Genomic DNA, 15,702 nt, shown 5'->3' with positions numbered 1-15,702 from the left:
GCTTTGCCGCCGGCAGGCCGGACCGGACCGCACCGACCAGACCACCCACGCCAGACCGCGGCCACCAGACTTCAACAGCCCGCGGCGGTCACGTCAAACCGCCACGTCCAGGTGCCGCAGCAGCAGCATCATCGGCCTGAGCCGCTCGCGGACGTCGTCGTGGAACGCCCGCAGCTGCGCCACCACCGCCGACAGGCCCTGGTCGTCATCGCGCACGCGGCTGCTTTCGACCTCGCCCAGGATCCGCACCTGTTCCAGCCCGGCCATCAGCCGGATGACGGCCTCGGCCCCGTGCCGCACCTGATGGAGCCGCAACCGCAGTTCGGCCGGCGTCAGGACCGTGATCCCTTCGGGCGGGGCATCGCAGGATGCGCGCATCAGGGCCGCCGCCTGGGCGCCGCTGTGCAGGCCGAACCCGCCTTGGCTTTCGGCCTGTCCCTCGGCCTGCCCGGCGGCGGCTGTCAGCAGGCGGATGATCGCGTCATGGATCAGCATGTCGTCCAGCACTTCGATCAGCGGCGCGGCGGACCCGTTGCGGATGCTCTGCCCGTCGATCATGCGTGCGATCAGCTCGGCCGAGTCGTGCTTGTAGCGGTCGGCGATCGCGCTGACCGGCCCGCCCGACGGCTCCAGCCGCGAGGCGATGATCCGCATGTTCGTGGGGATGAGGTGCAGCGCGCGCACCGCCTCCGCAAGCTCCCTCTGCGCGCGGTCAAGGCCAGCAATCTTCGACCTCAGCTCGACGATCTCGGACCGCACCAGCCCCGGCGAGCCGGTGTCGGCGGGCAGATGCGCGGTTTCGGACTGGAGGACGCGGGCCATGAACGACGTGAAGTCGGGAAAGCCGAGCGCCGCGAGTTCGCCGTCCATCCGGGCCAGCTGCGCGGCCATCCCTTCGCCCTGCCGTTCGACCGCATGCAGCCGCCTGTAGGCCGCCGAGACCGGCCCGAACAGCGGGCCGCGGGGCGCCGAGCGGATGGCGACATGCCCGTCGCAAACGGGGATCACCGCCGAGAAGACCCAGAAAAAGCGCCCGTCGGCCGACAGGTTCTTGACGTAGGCGGCGGCCGATCCGCCGGCGTGCAGCAGTTCCCAGCTGCGGGCGAAGACGGCGCGCGGCATGTCGGGATGGCGCAGGAAGCGGTGGTGCGCGCCGGCGATGGACGCCGGATCGCGCGCCGACAACTGCGCAAACAGCATGTCGCCCGACTGGATGATGCCGCGCCGGTTCGAGATGGTGAAGCTGAGCCGCCCCGGCGGCAGGACGCGCTCGTCGTCGGTCGGGCCAAGCGATTGCAACACGGGTTCCTCGGGTCCTCTGCCGCCCGCGGGCAACACACCCGCGCGAGACCCGGGATAGCGCAGGGCCGTTAACTTCGGGTTACCGGCCGTCAGTTGACGAAGAACCGCCGCGCGCAGGCCATGGTCAGGCCGAAGGCGTAGCCGCCGCGGCGGGTGCCGGTCACGGTCCCGCACCACTCGCCCGCGTTCGACATCAGGCTTTTCGTGTGCCCGCCCGCTGGCTGGTAGGCGATCCGCCGCCCGCTGGCCGAGAACAGGTTCAGCGCCCCGCCGCCCCGCGTCGCGTAGCCCACGAACTCGCCGTCGGGCGTGAAGATCGCGTTCACCCCGTCGGGCCCGTTCGCCGGGTTGTCCGGCGCATTCCCCGGCGCCTTGGGCGAATTCGCCCAACTTGCCGCCGAGTTCTTCGCCTGCGACGGCGCGTTCCTGATGTTGGCGGGCGAGTTCTCGCGCGCGCCCGGGCTGAGGTCGAAGGGAAGTTGCGACTGGTCCAGCACGAACAGGACCGATTGGGCCCGCGCAGGCGGGGCGAGCGACAGCGCGACAAGGGCGGCGAAGGCGATCGTGGGGACGGACAGGCGCATGGGGCAAGACTAGGGCCGCGGCGGGGCGCGGTCCAGCGGGCCGCGCGTGTTGACTTGCGCGCGCGCGCCGACCATTCAGCGCGGGATCCCTGAAAGGCACCCCATGCTCAAGACGCGCATCATTCCCTGCCTCGACGTGGCCGACGGGCGCGTGGTCAAGGGCGTCAACTTCGTGGACCTGATCGACGCGGGCGACCCGGTCGAGGCCGCGCGCGCCTATGATGCCGCGGGCGCCGACGAGATCTGCTTTCTCGACATCCATGCCACGCACGAGAATCGCGGGACGATGTTCGACCTGGTGACGCGCACGGCCGAGCATTGCTTCGTGCCGCTGACCGTCGGCGGCGGCGTCCGGTCGCACCGCGACGTGCGCGACCTGCTGTTGGCGGGCGCGGACAAGGTCAGCTTCAACTCGGCCGCCGTGGCCGATCCGGATGTCGTGTCCGAGGCGGCGGCGCGCTTTGGCAGCCAGTGCATCGTCTGCGCCATCGACGCGCGGACCGTGGCGCCGGGCCGGTGGGAAATCTTCACCCACGGCGGCCGCCGGGCGACCGGCATCGACGCGGTCGAGTTCGCGCGCAGCATCGCCGGGAAGGGCGCGGGCGAGATCCTGCTGACCAGCATGGACCGGGACGGGACGCGGGCGGGGTTCAACATCGACCTGACCCGCGCCATCGCGGACGCGGTGCCGGTCCCGGTGATCGCGTCGGGCGGGGTGGGGACGCTGGACCATCTGGTCGAGGGCGTGACGCTGGGCCACGCGAGCGCGGTGCTGGCGGCCTCGATCTTCCACTTCGGCACCCACACCGTGGCCGAGGCCAAGGCCCACATGGCCGCGGCCGGCATTCCGATGAGGCTGACATGACCGACCCCGAGGACCGCCGTCACCCGATGGACCGTCTGGCCGCGACCATCGAGGCGCGGCGGACCGCCGATCCCGCGTCCAGCTGGACCGCGCAGCTGCTGGCGAAGGGCCCCGCCAAGTGCGCCGAGAAGTTCGGCGAGGAGGCGGTCGAGGCGATCATCGAGGCGGTGCGCGGCGACCGCGCGCGGCTGGCCTCGGAAGCGGCGGATGCGCTGTACCACCTGACGGTGATGCTCGCGGCCTGCGGCGTGCCGCTGTCGGACGTCTGGGCGGAGCTGGAGCGGCGCGAGGCGCAGTCGGGCCTCGCCGAGAAGGCCGCGCGCGGACGCTGACGCCCGCCGCATTGAAGCAGGCCGCCATGAAGAAGGCCGCCCCTTTCGGGACGGCCTTCGGAATGATGGTGGGTGATAACGGATTTGAACCGCTGACATCTTCGATGTGAACGAAGCGCTCTACCGCTGAGCTAATCACCCGGTGACGCGCCTGATAGCGGCTGGCGCGGCGCGCTGCAAGAGCGAAGTGCGGGAAAGGGGCGACAGCCGCGACCAGCGGACGCTCGTTGCAGCCGGTCGCTTTCCCGTTCGCGACAATCTTCTGCGCAGACGATTTTTCGATGCGCCGAGGCTGAGACCGCGGGCCCGTCGCCTTGAACCGGATCACCGCACCGGAACGCGGACAAGCGCACGACAACAGGAAACGGGCGGGGTTTCCCCCGCCCGTCCCGAGATCGTCAGGTCCGCAGCCTCAGTGGGCGACGGCCGAGCTTCCGGGGTCGCGCAGCGCGGCCAACCGGGCCGCCTCGGCGGCGGCGGCTTCCTCGGCCGCCTCGTCCCACTCGAGCGGCTCGGGCATCCGCACCAGCGCGTGGCGCAGGACCTCGCGGACGTTCGAGACGGGGATGATCTGCAGCCCCTCCTTCACGTTCGCCGGGATGTCGGCCAGGTCCTTCTCGTTCTCCTGCGGGATCAGCACCGTCGTGATGCCGCCGCGCAGCGCCGCGAGAAGCTTTTCCTTCAGGCCGCCGATCGCCAGCGCGTTGCCGCGCAGCGTGACCTCGCCGGTCATCGCCACGTCCTTGCGGACCGGGATGCCCGTCATCACCGACACGACCGACGTCACCATCGCCAGACCAGCGGACGGACCGTCCTTTGGCGTCGCGCCCTCGGGGACGTGGACGTGGATGTCGCGCTTCTCGAACTCCGGCGGGCGGATGCCCAGCTCCGGCGCGACCGACCGCACGAAGCTCGACGCCGCGTCGATCGATTCCTTCATCACGTCGCCCAGTTTTCCGGTCGTCTTCATGCGGCCCTTGCCGGGCAGACGCAGCGCCTCGATCTGCAGCAGGTCGCCGCCGACCTGCGTCCAGGCGAGACCGGTCACCACGCCGACCTGGTCGTCCTTTTCGGCGAGACCGTAGCGGTGCCGGCGGACGCCGAGATATTCCTCGACCTTCTCGGGCGTGACGTGCACGGACGTCGCGCCGCCCTTGAGGATCTCGGTCACGGCCTTCCGCGCCAGCTTCGCGATCTCGCGCTCCAGCGAACGGACCCCGGCTTCTCGCGTGTAGTAGCGGATCATGTGGGTCAGCGCCTCGTCCGAGACCGTGAACTCGCCCTTCCTGAGGCCGTTCGCCTTGATCTGCTTGCCCAGCAGGTGCTGGCGCGCGATCTCGCGCTTCTCGTCCTCGGTATAGCCCGACAGCGGGATGATCTCCATCCGGTCCAGAAGCGGGCCCGGCATGTTGTAGCTGTTGGCCGTGGTCAGGAACATGACGTTGGACAGGTCGTATTCTACCTCGAGATAGTGGTCCACGAAGGTCGCGTTCTGTTCCGGGTCCAGCACCTCCAGCATCGCCGACGCCGGGTCGCCCCGGAAATCCTGGCCCATCTTGTCGATCTCGTCGAGCAGGATGAGCGGGTTCGTCGTCTTGGCCTTCTTCAGCGCCTGGATGATCTTGCCGGGCATGGAGCCGATGTAGGTCCGGCGGTGGCCGCGGATCTCGCTTTCATCGCGCACGCCGCCAAGCGAGATGCGGATGAACTCGCGCCCCGTCGCCTTGGCGACCGAACGGCCGAGAGAGGTCTTGCCGACGCCCGGAGGGCCGACAAGGCACAGGATCGGGCCCCTCAGCTTGTCGGACCGGGCCTGCACGGCGAGATACTCGACGATCCGCTCCTTGACCTTTTCCAGGCCGTAGTGGTCGGCGTCCAGCACCTGCTCGGCGCGGCCGAGATCCTTCCGGGTGCGCGACTTCACGCCCCACGGCAGCGCCAGCAGCCAGTCGAGGTAGTTGCGGCTGACCGTGGCCTCGGCCGACATCGGCGACATCGACTTGAGCTTCTTCAGCTCGGACTCCGCCTTTTCACGGGCTTCCTTGCTGAACTTGGTGGCCGAGATCTTCTCTTCCAGCTCGGCGATCTCGTTCTGGCCTTCGTCGCCATCGCCCAGCTCGCGCTGGATCGCCTTCATCTGCTCGTTGAGATAGTATTCGCGCTGCGTCTTCTCCATCTGGGTCTTGACGCGGCTCTTGATCTTCTTCTCGACCTGCAGGACCGACATCTCGCCCTGCATCAGCCCGTAGACCTTCTCAAGCCGCTGGGCCACGTCGAGCGTGTCCAGCAGGTCCTGCTTGCGGGCGATGTCGATGCCCAGGTGCCCCGACACGAGGTCGGCCAGCACGGCAGGCTCGCGCGCCTCGCCGATGGCGGACACGGCTTCCTCGGGGATGTTCTTGCGAACCTTGACGTAGCGTTCGAATTCCTCCGCGACGGTGCGGACCAAAGCGGCGACGCTGTCGGCGTCACCCGGCAGTTCGGTCAGGGGTTCGGCCGTCGCCTCGAAATGGGCGTCGTTCCTGACGAAGCCGGTGATGGTCACCCGCTGGCGGCCCTCGACCAGTACCTTCACGGTGCCGTCGGGCAGCTTCAGCAGCTGCAGGACGTTCGCCAGCACGCCGGTGCGATGGATGCCGTCCTCGCCCGGTTCATCGACCGAGGCGTCCTTCTGCGCGGCCAGCAGGATCGGCGCGTCGCCGTTCATCACGGCCTCAAGCGCACGGACCGATTTCTCGCGCCCGACGAACAGCGGCACGATCATGTGGGGAAACACCACGATGTCGCGCAGGGGAAGCACGGCGTAGGTGTTCGGGGAAGATGCAGTGGTCATCCTGGTCCTTTCGTGCCCGAGCGTGGCGGCCCCGTCATGGCAGCCCGCCAACCCGGCTTGCGGGTAATCTAGGACTGCGGGTCCGCGGCTTCAATGGCCGCGGCGTTCCCGTGATGTTCCGCGCAGGGCGATGTTGCCGGGCAGTCGCGCGGCGGTTTCGCGAAGCGCGCCGAACAGCGGCCGCGATGCAGGCCTGCCAGCCGCGGTCCTATTCGGCCGCGCCGATCGTCAGTTCGATCGTGGCAAGCCCGTCCACCCCGCCGCGCAGGACGTTGCCCGGACCCACCGCGCCGACACCCGCAGGCGTGCCAGTATAGACGACGTCGCCCGGCTGCAGGTGATAGTAGCGCGACAGGTCGGCCAGGATCTCAGGCACCGACCACACCATCTCCGATAGGCGGGAATCCTGGCGGAGCGTGCCGTCCACCTCCAGCCAGATGCGCTGGCGGGCGATCTCGCCAAAGGCTTCGGCGCGGGTGACGGGCGACAGCACCGCCCCGTGTTCGAAGTCCTTGCCGAGGTCCCAGGGACGACCCTTGTCCTTGGCCTTGTTCTGCAGGTCGCGCCGCGTCATGTCGAGGCCGGTGGCATAGCCGAACACGGCCGTCATCGCCTGATCCGGGGTGACGCGGAACAGCGGCTTGCCGATGGCGACGACGAACTCGATCTCGTGGTGCAGGTTCTGCGTGCCGGGCGGGTAGGGGATCGTCGCGCCGCCCCGGGTCAGGGTGTAGGCGCCCTTGAGGAAGTAGAACGGCGCCTCGTGATCGACCTCGGCGCCCATTTCCCGCGCGTGTTCAGCGTAGTTGCGCCCGACGCAGAAGATGCGGTGAACGGGGAACAGCGCGTCCTCGCCCGCGACAGGGACGGCGGGGACGTCGGGGCTGGGGAACAGGCGGTCGGACATGGGGCCTCGGCTATCGCGGATCTGGCACTGGTGTCTGGACGGGAGAAAGGAAAGGCGGCGGCCGTGAAGGGCCGCCGCCTGGCGTTCCTCAGAACGGGATCTCGTCGTCGAACTCCGGCCGGCTGCCGCCGGACCCGCCCGAGCCGCCGCGCCCGCCCGACGCGCCGCTGCCCGAGGAGCTGCCGTAGTCACCGTAACCCTGGTCGTAGCTGCCCTGGCTCCCGCCCGCGCCGCCGCCCTGGCCGCCGCCGCGCGCGTCGAGCATCTGCAGCTCGGACCGGAACGGGCGCAGCGCGACTTCGGTCGAATAGCGGTCGGCGCCCGACTGGTCCTGCCACTTGCGGGTTTCCAGCTGGCCTTCGACGTAGATCTTCATGCCCTTCTTGAGGTACTGCTCGGCCACCCGCACCAGCGGTTCGGAATGGATCACGACGGTGTGCCATTCCGTGCGCTCGCGCCGCTCGCCGCTGTTCTTGTCCTTCCAGTTCTCGGACGTGGCGATGCGCAGGTTCGCGATCTTGCCGCCGTTCTGGAAGGTGCGGATTTCCGGATCCTGGCCGAGATTGCCGACCAGGATGACCTTGTTGATGCTGCCTGCCATGTGGCCCCCTTCTTCATGCGCGCACTCGATGCGGACGGGTCTAGACCGCACAGCGTCGGCGCGGCAAGGGCCTTGGGTTTCCCGCGCCGGTTGCGCCGCATCCGTGGCCCTGCGCTGGCCGCGCGGTCGGCGCTCGGCGTAAACCTGCCGATGCACGCTCGCCGCGGCGTGAAGATGCGTGGCGGAGTGGCAGCGGTTGCGTATAGTCGGCGCAAAACGAAAACACGGCGGAGAGGGCAATCATGATGATCAGCACATCGGCTGGACGGTTTCTCAGGGTCTGCCTCCTGGCGGTCACGGCTGCATCGGTCGCGGTTCCCGCTTCGGCCGAGGGGTTGCGGCTTTCCGGCGCTTCGTCGAAATCCCGGGCAAGCCAGTTCCAGCGGCAGACGCAGCTGATGGATTCGCGCCTGTCGGCGCAGTACCAGCGGTCGCAGCGCCTGCGCCCCGACGCGGGCCGCGAAACCCGCACGGTCAAGGTCATCGAGCTCGACAGCGCCCGCATCCCCGCCTATCGCGGCAACCAGCGCAGCAAGTACCTGCCGCATGCCCGCGCGGTCGCCCGCAAGCACGGGATCCCTGAAGACCTGTTCCTGCGGCTCGTCCAGCAGGAATCCGGCTGGAACCCGTCCGCGCGGTCGCACAAGGGCGCGCGCGGGCTTGCCCAGCTGATGCCGGCGACCGCCGCCAAGCTGGGCGTGAACCCCAACGACCCGCTGCAGAACCTGGAAGGCGGCGCGCGCTACCTGCGCCAGCAGTACAACACCTTCGGCAACTGGCAGCTCGCGCTCGCGGCCTACAACGCGGGCCCCGGCGCGGTGCAGAAGTACCGCGGCATCCCGCCCTACCGCGAGACGAAGAACTACGTCCGCATCATCCACGGCGGCTGATCCGCGGCCCCGCCTTCCGCCGATCCGCCTTGCGCAATGCAGCATCCCCGCCCCTCGGGCGGGGATTGCTTTTCGTCGTGCAGCGCGCGCTTGGCGCGTGGTTATCCCCTGAAAACAGGCGTCTTCGACGATGTTTTCCTTTACAGCAGCCCTGATTCCGCACGACGATATGTAGTAGAGGCGTCCGCTGCAGAACCCGTTTGTTGTGGCGGCCACAAAAGGTTGGGGCCAACCCGGCCAGGCAGGGGCAGACAGGCATGGCACAGACCGACGGCTTCATCCTGAGCGACGATATCCACCCCATCGACATCGTCGAAAGCGTCGCCGCCCACCACGACTGGGAGTTCGACCGGCTGGCCGACGACCAGATCGCCATGGTGGTCGAGGGGCAGTGGCGCAGCTACTCGCTGACGCTCGCCTGGTCCGCGCGGGAAGAGGTGCTGCGCCTCGTGTGCACCTTCGACATGGACCCGCCGGCCGACCGGATGGACGTGCTCCACGAGCTTCTGAATCTCGCCAACGACCAGGTCTGGGACGGCGGCTTCACCTTCTGGGGCGCGCAGCGGCTGATGGTGTGGCGCTACGGGCTGGTGCTGGCGGGCGATGCGGTCGCGGCGCCGGAACAGATCGACCACATGATCCGCGCTGCGATCGAGGCGTCGGAGCGGTTCTACCCCGCGTTCCAGATGGGCTGCTGGGGCAACGCCACCGCGGCCGAAGCCGTGGGCATCGCGATCGCGGGCGCGTTCGGCCGGGCCTGAGCGGACCGGCCCCCGCGCCCCGCCGACGCTGGACAGCACCCGGCGCTGTGGCTACCCCTTGGTGTCAGGATGTCCAACGGGGCGAGGGGCGGATGGATCTGGCGGAACTGAACACTCGTGGCTTGGTGCTGGTCGGCTGCGGCCGCATGGGCGGCGCGCTGCTCAAGGGCTGGCTCGCCCGCGGCGTCCGGCCCGAGGCCGTCCGCGTGATCGACCCGAACCCGCCGGAATGGCTCGCCACGCAGGGGATCGAGGCGAATGGCGCGCCGCCGCCCGATCCGGCCGTGCTGGTCCTGGCCGTCAAGCCGCAGATGATGGACGACGTCCTGCCGTCGCTGGCGGCGACGGGTCAGGAGATGGGCCAGGGGGCGGGGCAGGGCGCGACGCTGGTCGTCTCGGTCGCGGCGGGGGTGACGCTCGCGGCGCTCGGCCGGGCCTTTCCCGAAGCCGCGATCGTGCGGACGATGCCGAACACGCCCGCCGCGATCGGGCAGGGGATCACCGCGATCATCGGCAACACCCGCGCGGATGCGGCGGCGCTCGATCTCGCCGAGGCGCTGATGGCCGCCGTCGGCCGGGTCGTGCGGCTGGAGGACGAGGCGCAGATGGACGCGGTCACCGCCGTATCAGGCTCCGGCCCGGCCTATGTCTTTCACCTGATCGAGGCGCTGGCCGCGGCGGGCAGGGCCGAGGGCCTGCCCCGCGATCTCGCGCTGGACCTCGCCCGCGCGACCGTCGCGGGCGCGGGCGCGCTCGCCGTGGCCGAGGACGAGGATCCTGCCGTGCTGCGCGAGAACGTGACGTCGCCGAACGGCACGACGGCCGCCGGGCTGTCCGTGCTGATGGACGAGGGCGGCGGCCTCACCCCGCTCGTCACCCGCACCGTCGCCGCCGCCGCCGGGCGCTCGAGGGAGCTGGGCCAGTGAGCGGCGATACCGCGCCCGGCGCCGCCTCGATCGGCGACTTCGAACGGCTCGACATCCGGGTCGGCACGATCACCCGCGCAGAGCCTTATCCCGAAGCAAGGAAGCCCGCCATCAAGCTGTGGATCGACTTCGGCCCCTTGGGAGAAAAGCGCAGCTCGGCCCAGATCACGCAGCACTACGATCCCGCGACGCTGCCGGGGCGCCAGGTGCTCGCGGTCGTCAACTTCCCGCCGCGCCAGATCGGCAAGGTGCTGTCCGAGGTGCTGGTTCTCGGGCTGCCGGACGACAGCGGCAACGTCGTCCTGATCCGGCCCGACAAACCCGTGCCCGACGGCGGAAGGATGTACTGATGCGCCTGCTCGTGACCCGCCGCATGACGGAAGCCGCCGAACGGGCGCTGACCGCGCGGTTCGACACCACGCTGCGCGACGACGGAACGCCCCTGACGGTTCAGGACGCCCGTGCCGCCTTGCGCTACTACGACGCGATCATCCCGACGCTGGGCGACGGCTTCAGCGCCCCGGCGTTCGAGGGGGGCGGCCTCAAGACGCGACTGGTGGCGAACTTCGGGGCCGGGTTCAACCATATCGACGTGGACGCCGCCCGCGCCGCGGGCGTCATCGTCACGAACACGCCCGGGGTCGTGACCGACGCGACCGCCGACATCGCCATGACGCTGATCCTGATGACCGCCCGCCGAGCCGGCGAGGGTGAGCGGATCCTGCGCGCCGGCGAGTGGGCGGGCTGGCAGCCGACGCAGATGCTGGGCCGCCACGTCACCGGATCGACCGTCGGCATCATCGGCATGGGCCGGATCGGCAAGGCCATCGCCGCGCGCTGCTGCCACGGCTTCGGCATGCGCGTCGTGTTCCACAACCGGTCGCGCGTGTCCTCGCTGGACATCCCGGCGACGCAGCTGGCCGACATCGGCGCGGTGCTGTCGGTCGCCGACTTCGTGGTGCTGGCCGTGCCCGGCGGGTCCGGGACGCGGCACCTGGTCGGCGCCGCGGAGCTGGCGCAGATGCGCCGCGATGCGTTCCTGATCAACATCTCGCGCGGCGACGTGGTGGACGAGGCGGCGCTGATCCGCACCCTGCAGGCGGGCGGGATCGCGGGTGCGGGCCTTGATGTCTATGAGCGCGAGCCGGACGTGCCGGACGCGCTGCGGGCGCTGCAGAACGTGTCGCTGCTGCCGCATCTCGGGACGGCCACCGCCGAGACGCGGACGGCGATGGCGTTGCGGGCGATGGCGAATGTCGTGGCGCTGGACGAGGGGCGCGAGCCCGCCGACCGCGTGAACTGACGGCCGGGGAAGTGGCGGCCGCATAAAGCGGCGGCAGCTTGAACCGACTACGGCGTGAACTGGCGGCGCCTCAGACGTCGTGCCTGGGAACCGAGCCCGAAACCGCGGCGTGCGGACGGTTCACGTCGCGCAGATCGACGGACAGGCACTCGCAGTCCGCCGCCAGCGCGCCGTCGCCCGCAAAGGTCAGGACCATCGTCCCGGTGCCGTCCGCCCCGGGCGTCCACCCGAGCGACAGAAGCGACAGGACCATGTCCTTCTCGTCGCGGCTGATCCCGTCGCTGCGCACCGCCGTCACATCGCGGATGACCAGCAACGCGCGCACCCGCTCGTACGGCCTGTCGGCGTCCGGAACGGCCTCGCGGTCCGCCAGGTCCTCCCACCGGAAGCGGCTCACCAGCAGCGCCAGCGAGCGGGCGGTGCCGTCATAGCGGATGTCGCCCACCGTCAGCACCGCGTCCTGGCACAGCGCCGACAGGATCGGCAGCTCATCCGGCGTCTCGGCGCGGAGCGCGAGCGGCCCGTGGCCGTCCGCGTCGTGAAAGCTTGCATCGGACATGTGTCAGGCTTCCTTGATCCGTTCGATGTCGGCACCGACGCCGCGCAACTTGCGGACGACCTTCTCATAGCCGCGGTCGAGGTGGTAGACCCGGCTGACCACGGTTTCCCCTTCGGCCGCCAGTCCCGCGAGGATCAGGCTGACCGAGGCGCGCAGGTCCGTCGCCATCACCGGCGCACCCTTCAGCTTCTCGACGCCCCGGACCTTCGCGGTGCCGCCCTGGACGTCGATCCGCGCGCCCATGCGCAGAAGCTCGGGGGCGTGCATGAAGCGGTTCTCGAAGATCGTTTCTTCCAGCGTGCTTTCGCCCTCGGCGGTGCAGAGCATCGCCATGATCTGCGCCTGCAGGTCGGTGGGAAAGCCGGGGAACGGCTCGGTCCGCACGTCGACGGCGCGGATCGCGCCGTTCCTGCGGGCGACGGTCAGGCCGCGCTCTGTTTCGGTGACCGACACCCCTGCCTCGTCCAGCTTCTCGCAAAACGACCGCACGAGGTCGATGCGGCCGCCCAGGCAGGTCACCTCGCCGCCGCAGATCGCGGGGGCGAGCATGTAGGTGCCGAGCTCGATGCGGTCGGTGACGACCGGGTGGGTCGCGCCGTGCAGCGCGTCGACCCCCTGGATGGTGATGGTCGGGGTGCCCTCGCCCTCGATCGCTGCCCCCATCGCGCGCAGGCACCGGGCAAGGTCCACGATCTCGGGCTCGCGCGCGGCGTTGTTCAGGACCGTGGTCCCGCGCGCCAGCGTCGCCGCCAGGAGCGCGTTCTCGGTCGCGCCCACCGAGACAAGCGGGAAATCCACCACCGCGCCCTTCAGGCCCCCGGCAGGCGCCTTTGCGTGGACATAGCCGTCGCGGAGGTCGAGCGACGCGCCCATCATTTCGAGCGCCCGCAGGTGCAGGTCGACGGGCCGCGCGCCGATGGCGCAGCCGCCGGGCAGCGAGACGACCGCATGGCCGTCGCGCGCGAGCATCGGCCCGAGGACCAGGATCGACGCCCGCATCTTGCGGACGATGTCGTAATCCGCGGTGTGGTTGCCGATAGCATGGCTCGACAGCGCCAGCACCTGCCCGTCCTGAAGCGAGGCGACCTCGGCCCCCAGCGATTGCAGCAGCGCGGTCATGGTGCGGATGTCCGACAGCCGCGGCGCGTTCGTCAGCGTCAGCGGCTCGTCCGTCAGCAGCGTGGCGGGCATCAGCGCCAGGCAGGCGTTCTTGGCCCCCGCAATCGCAATGTCGCCGTTCAGCGGGCCGTTCCCGCGAACCAGGATCTGGTCCATCTATCCCTCGCTTTCGTCCGCCGGGTCCGGGCGCTCGATCCCGGCCGGCAGCTCGTTCTCGTTGTCTTCATGGCCTTGCCCGCCCGCGGCCCGGTTGCGCGCCTGATCCTTCCGGCGCTGCAGGTTCGCACGAAGCGCCGCCGCACGGCGGGCGAGGCGGTCGGATGCCGAGGCACCGGGCGGATCGGGAAGGCGCTTGCTCATCCGGCCCAATTAACCGCCATGGCTCACGACGTCGAGAGGAGACGCGACGGTGGCGGCGTGCGCGGGTCGGATGGCTGCTGGAGCAAAGGGGGGATGGTGCTGTGAGAGAGGATTGAACTCCGACTTGCGGCTTCTTCCTACTTGATTTATTGCATAAAACCTGAGCTGACGCAAGCGTTGTGTGTAAGCGGCGTGTGTTTGCCCTAGCCGCCGTGGAAATTGGCCGAAAAATGCGAGGCCCCGCCCTCGACAGGGAAGGCTCACGCGCACCCCCCGGGGGGTCCTCTGCCGCGCATCGAACCAGCGGGCTCGACCTCGGGCCCCTACGGAGAAGTCTTTAGGTGCTGTTGGGGACTGCTCGGCTTCGGTCGTCAGCCTGGCGACTTTCCGCGCCCCCTGATCGTTAGGGTATGCCACAACGGACAGGCGGATCATGCCCGGAAAGGCTGACCGTAAGGGTTGATCCTGTCTTTCGGACATGCTACTCATTGGACATGACCCTTTCAGACACGTCAGGAGCCTGCCCAATGTCCCGAACGATCCTCTATGCTCGCGTCTCCACGGCCGACCAAACCCTGTCCCATCAGCGGACCCACGCAGAGGCGGCGGGCTTCAAGATTGACGAGGTGGTCGCGGACCACGGCGTCTCCGGGGTCTCGACCAGGTTGCGGGATCGTCCCGAGGGGCGGAGGCTGTTTGACATGCTCCGCGCAGGGGACACGCTGGTTGTCCGCTGGGTTGACCGGCTGGGGCGCAACTACGCGGACGTGACCGCGACAATCCGCGAACTGATGGAGAGGGGCGTGATCGTGCGGACCGTCATCAACGGGATGACCTTCGACGGGGCGACCACGGACCCCATCCAGCAGGCTGTCAGGGACGCGCTGATCGGTTTCATGGCTGCGACGGCGCAGGCACAAGCCGAAGCGATCAAGGAGGCTCAAAGGGCGGGGATCGAGGAGGCGAAGGGGGACCGGACCAAGTTCCGGGGCCGGAAGCCCGCCTATGGCCGGAAGGAGCTGGACCTCGTACGGGACATGCTGGCGGCTGGCGGCGGGACCAGTGAGATCGCTAGGGAGGCGAAGCTGTCCCGACAGACCGTGTTGAGGATCAAGGCCGATCCTGCGGGGGCCGAGGCTGCGCTGGCCCGCTGGGACCTGTCCTGACCCGATATGTTGCAAGGATGCAACAGTCTGCTGCTCTATCTGTCTTTTTTCCTTCAACGTCGGCTTATCGCCTCAACCCATGCCACCCCGACGCCGCGCCGAGCGAGAAAGAGTAGATAAATATCTTCTGCCATATCGTTGCGGATCAACAATCTAGAGGCTCCAAGATAGCACTTCTGTGACCAAACCGTGCCCACAACCTTTTGTTTATAAACATTTTTCTTGACGGTTTCCGCTTGGTCTTCAATAAGGGTTGCACGCAGCGGGGCAACAGGCCCCCCAGCGTTCCCGCAAACATTCCCAGCAGAAAACCGAAAGGAACCCCTCGGCATGGTCGAACATGGACAGCAGCACGACGAAAAGTTTCCGCAACTCTCTTTGCACCTCGTCACTCTTGAGTGCCTCAGGGAAGCTCTGGCGGAACTCAGGCAGGCCCTGCCAATGGCGGGCATTTTCCCCAGCAGGGCCGATGAAGCCCGCCGCAAGATCGAAACCTTCTATCGTTTGGCTGAGGCGCACGGGCTCATCGAGCCGCACGAGGCAGAGACGTTCCGCCCCCTACTCCGGCTGAACTGAGCCGCCAAGCGGGCCGGGGATACGTTCCTCGGCCCCGCGCTCCTCCATAACAGAACCTTGAGGGAAAACCGTGATCGAACTTGACAACACCCAGCCCGCCCCAACGGCCACCATGACACCAGCGATGGCGACGGCGGCAACCCCGGGCACCGACTACATCCTCACCGAAGAAGACCGCGCGGCCCTCAACGGGATCACCCTGGCGGTTGAGTTCGCGATGGTCGCCGCCCGCGCCCTTTCCCGAGGCTTCCCGAAGGATCACCCCGAGGTTGCGGAGTACTTGGCCTTCGCCCGCGCCAAGCTGCCCGCGTAAGGGCTGGTTCGTGGCGCTTGACGTAGTTCAGGTACTCTACGGCCCCCCAAACCGCCACGGAGGGGCGTACCGGCAGGTAGGCACAGACGCGAGGAGCTACGTGCCTCGAACGCACTTAGGAATGAAACCGGGAAGCACCCCTCGCCCCCTCCCTGTTCAACTTCGGGGACCACAAGGTCCGCGTCGTGGAGATCGACGGGAAACCCTGGTTCGTGGCTGCCGACGTTTGTCGCTGCTTGGGTCTGCCGGGCTTCGCCAGCGTAAGCGTCCGGCGTAGGCGCCTACTTCTTCCGAGGTTGCCACCG

General features: G+C 68.9%; 18 protein-coding genes and 1 tRNA gene. 10 read left to right on the top strand and 9 right to left on the bottom strand.

Translation table 11 applies throughout. From position 1 onward, the window contains the following. Positions 1-93 precede the first annotated feature (93 nt). Together ELI80_RS10145 and ELI80_RS10140 are read right to left on the bottom strand one after the other, a co-directional pair. Entirely contained in the window at positions 94-1,299 is a 1,206-nt protein-coding gene (locus ELI80_RS10145; protein ID WP_143803211.1) for a PAS domain-containing protein, read from the bottom strand. Between the two features lie 92 nt (positions 1,300-1,391). Next, positions 1,392-1,886: a hypothetical protein gene (locus tag ELI80_RS10140; protein ID WP_136651749.1), complete on the bottom strand. Its 495-nt coding sequence runs from the start codon at positions 1,884-1,886 to the stop codon at positions 1,392-1,394. Between the two features lie 103 nt (positions 1,887-1,989). On the opposite strand from ELI80_RS10140, the gene hisF reads away from it, so the two are divergent. Both hisF and ELI80_RS10130 read left to right on the top strand, forming a co-directional pair. Beyond that, positions 1,990-2,751: an imidazole glycerol phosphate synthase subunit HisF gene (hisF, locus tag ELI80_RS10135; RefSeq protein ID WP_136651748.1), complete on the top strand. Its 762-nt coding sequence runs from the start codon at positions 1,990-1,992 to the stop codon at positions 2,749-2,751. A 26-nt stretch (positions 2,752-2,777) separates the two neighbouring features. Then, positions 2,778-3,083: a phosphoribosyl-ATP diphosphatase gene (locus tag ELI80_RS10130; protein WP_136651801.1), complete on the top strand. Its 306-nt coding sequence runs from the start codon at positions 2,778-2,780 to the stop codon at positions 3,081-3,083. Positions 3,084-3,149: 66 nt separating this feature from the next. On the opposite strand, the gene ELI80_RS10125 is transcribed toward ELI80_RS10130, so the two are convergent. The 4 genes from ELI80_RS10125 to ssb form a co-directional block, all read right to left on the bottom strand. Then, positions 3,150-3,224, bottom strand: a tRNA-Val gene (locus tag ELI80_RS10125). A 271-nt stretch (positions 3,225-3,495) separates the two neighbouring features. Next, positions 3,496-5,916, bottom strand: a complete 2,421-nt coding sequence (lon, locus tag ELI80_RS10120; RefSeq protein ID WP_136651747.1) for an endopeptidase La — start codon at positions 5,914-5,916, stop codon at positions 3,496-3,498. Positions 5,917-6,124: 208 nt separating this feature from the next. Beyond that, entirely contained in the window at positions 6,125-6,823 is a 699-nt protein-coding gene (locus ELI80_RS10115) for a fumarylacetoacetate hydrolase family protein (RefSeq protein ID WP_136651746.1), read from the bottom strand. Between the two features lie 88 nt (positions 6,824-6,911). Beyond that, positions 6,912-7,424, bottom strand: a complete 513-nt coding sequence (gene ssb, locus ELI80_RS10110) for a single-stranded DNA-binding protein (RefSeq protein WP_136651745.1) — start codon at positions 7,422-7,424, stop codon at positions 6,912-6,914. 242 nt (positions 7,425-7,666) lie between these two features. Between ssb and ELI80_RS10105 the strand changes: the two genes are divergently transcribed. The 5 genes from ELI80_RS10105 (at position 7,667) to ELI80_RS10085 (ending at position 11,304) form a co-directional block, all read left to right on the top strand. Then, positions 7,667-8,314, top strand: a complete 648-nt coding sequence (locus ELI80_RS10105) for a lytic transglycosylase domain-containing protein (RefSeq protein WP_136651744.1) — start codon at positions 7,667-7,669, stop codon at positions 8,312-8,314. Positions 8,315-8,571: 257 nt separating this feature from the next. Then, positions 8,572-9,075 (top strand): type III secretion system chaperone family protein, encoded by a 504-nt coding sequence (locus ELI80_RS10100; protein ID WP_136651743.1) that lies wholly within the window; start codon positions 8,572-8,574, stop codon positions 9,073-9,075. A 92-nt stretch (positions 9,076-9,167) separates the two neighbouring features. Continuing rightward, the gene (gene proC, locus ELI80_RS10095) at positions 9,168-10,001 is read left to right on the top strand and encodes a pyrroline-5-carboxylate reductase (RefSeq protein WP_136651742.1); all 834 of its coding nucleotides are present in this window, start codon (positions 9,168-9,170) and stop codon (positions 9,999-10,001) included. Next, positions 9,998-10,351 (top strand): tRNA-binding protein, encoded by a 354-nt coding sequence (locus ELI80_RS10090; RefSeq protein WP_236641434.1) that lies wholly within the window; start codon positions 9,998-10,000, stop codon positions 10,349-10,351. The genes proC and ELI80_RS10090 overlap by 4 nt, the downstream gene beginning before the upstream one ends. Further along, the gene (locus ELI80_RS10085) at positions 10,351-11,304 is read left to right on the top strand and encodes a 2-hydroxyacid dehydrogenase (RefSeq protein ID WP_136651741.1); all 954 of its coding nucleotides are present in this window, start codon (positions 10,351-10,353) and stop codon (positions 11,302-11,304) included. The genes ELI80_RS10090 and ELI80_RS10085 overlap by 1 nt, the downstream gene beginning before the upstream one ends. A 70-nt stretch (positions 11,305-11,374) precedes the next feature. Here the strand turns inward: ELI80_RS10085 and ELI80_RS10080 are convergent, their stop codons facing one another. Genes ELI80_RS10080 through ELI80_RS10070 form a run of 3 tightly spaced genes read right to left on the bottom strand, consistent with a single transcriptional unit; the run spans position 11,375 to position 13,342 of the window. Beyond that, positions 11,375-11,863, bottom strand: coding sequence for a DUF2948 family protein (locus tag ELI80_RS10080; RefSeq protein WP_136651740.1), 489 nt, complete (start codon positions 11,861-11,863; stop codon positions 11,375-11,377). Positions 11,864-11,866: 3 nt separating this feature from the next. Beyond that, on the bottom strand, positions 11,867-13,138 hold the full coding sequence (murA, locus tag ELI80_RS10075; RefSeq protein ID WP_136651739.1) for a UDP-N-acetylglucosamine 1-carboxyvinyltransferase: 1,272 nt from the start codon (positions 13,136-13,138) through the stop codon (positions 11,867-11,869). After that, positions 13,139-13,342 carry a hypothetical protein gene (locus tag ELI80_RS10070; protein WP_136651738.1) on the bottom strand — a complete coding sequence of 68 codons (204 nt, stop codon included), beginning with the start codon at positions 13,340-13,342 and terminating at the stop codon, positions 13,139-13,141. A 527-nt stretch (positions 13,343-13,869) separates the two neighbouring features. Here ELI80_RS10070 and ELI80_RS10065 point away from each other — a divergent pair. The 3 genes from ELI80_RS10065 (at position 13,870) to ELI80_RS10055 (ending at position 15,397) form a co-directional block, all read left to right on the top strand. Further along, positions 13,870-14,508, top strand: coding sequence for a recombinase family protein (locus ELI80_RS10065; RefSeq protein ID WP_136651737.1), 639 nt, complete (start codon positions 13,870-13,872; stop codon positions 14,506-14,508). Between the two features lie 330 nt (positions 14,509-14,838). Continuing rightward, positions 14,839-15,084, top strand: a complete 246-nt coding sequence (locus ELI80_RS10060; RefSeq protein WP_136651736.1) for a hypothetical protein — start codon at positions 14,839-14,841, stop codon at positions 15,082-15,084. Between the two features lie 70 nt (positions 15,085-15,154). Then, positions 15,155-15,397: a hypothetical protein gene (locus ELI80_RS10055; RefSeq protein ID WP_136651735.1), complete on the top strand. Its 243-nt coding sequence runs from the start codon at positions 15,155-15,157 to the stop codon at positions 15,395-15,397. Positions 15,398-15,702 lie beyond the last annotated feature (305 nt).

The organism is Paracoccus aeridis (genome assembly GCF_004923205.2).
GTDB lineage: Bacteria > Pseudomonadota > Alphaproteobacteria > Rhodobacterales > Rhodobacteraceae > Paracoccus > Paracoccus aeridis.
The sequence above is the reverse complement of the archived record's forward strand: the minus strand, read 5'-3'. Positions and strand labels throughout refer to the sequence as shown.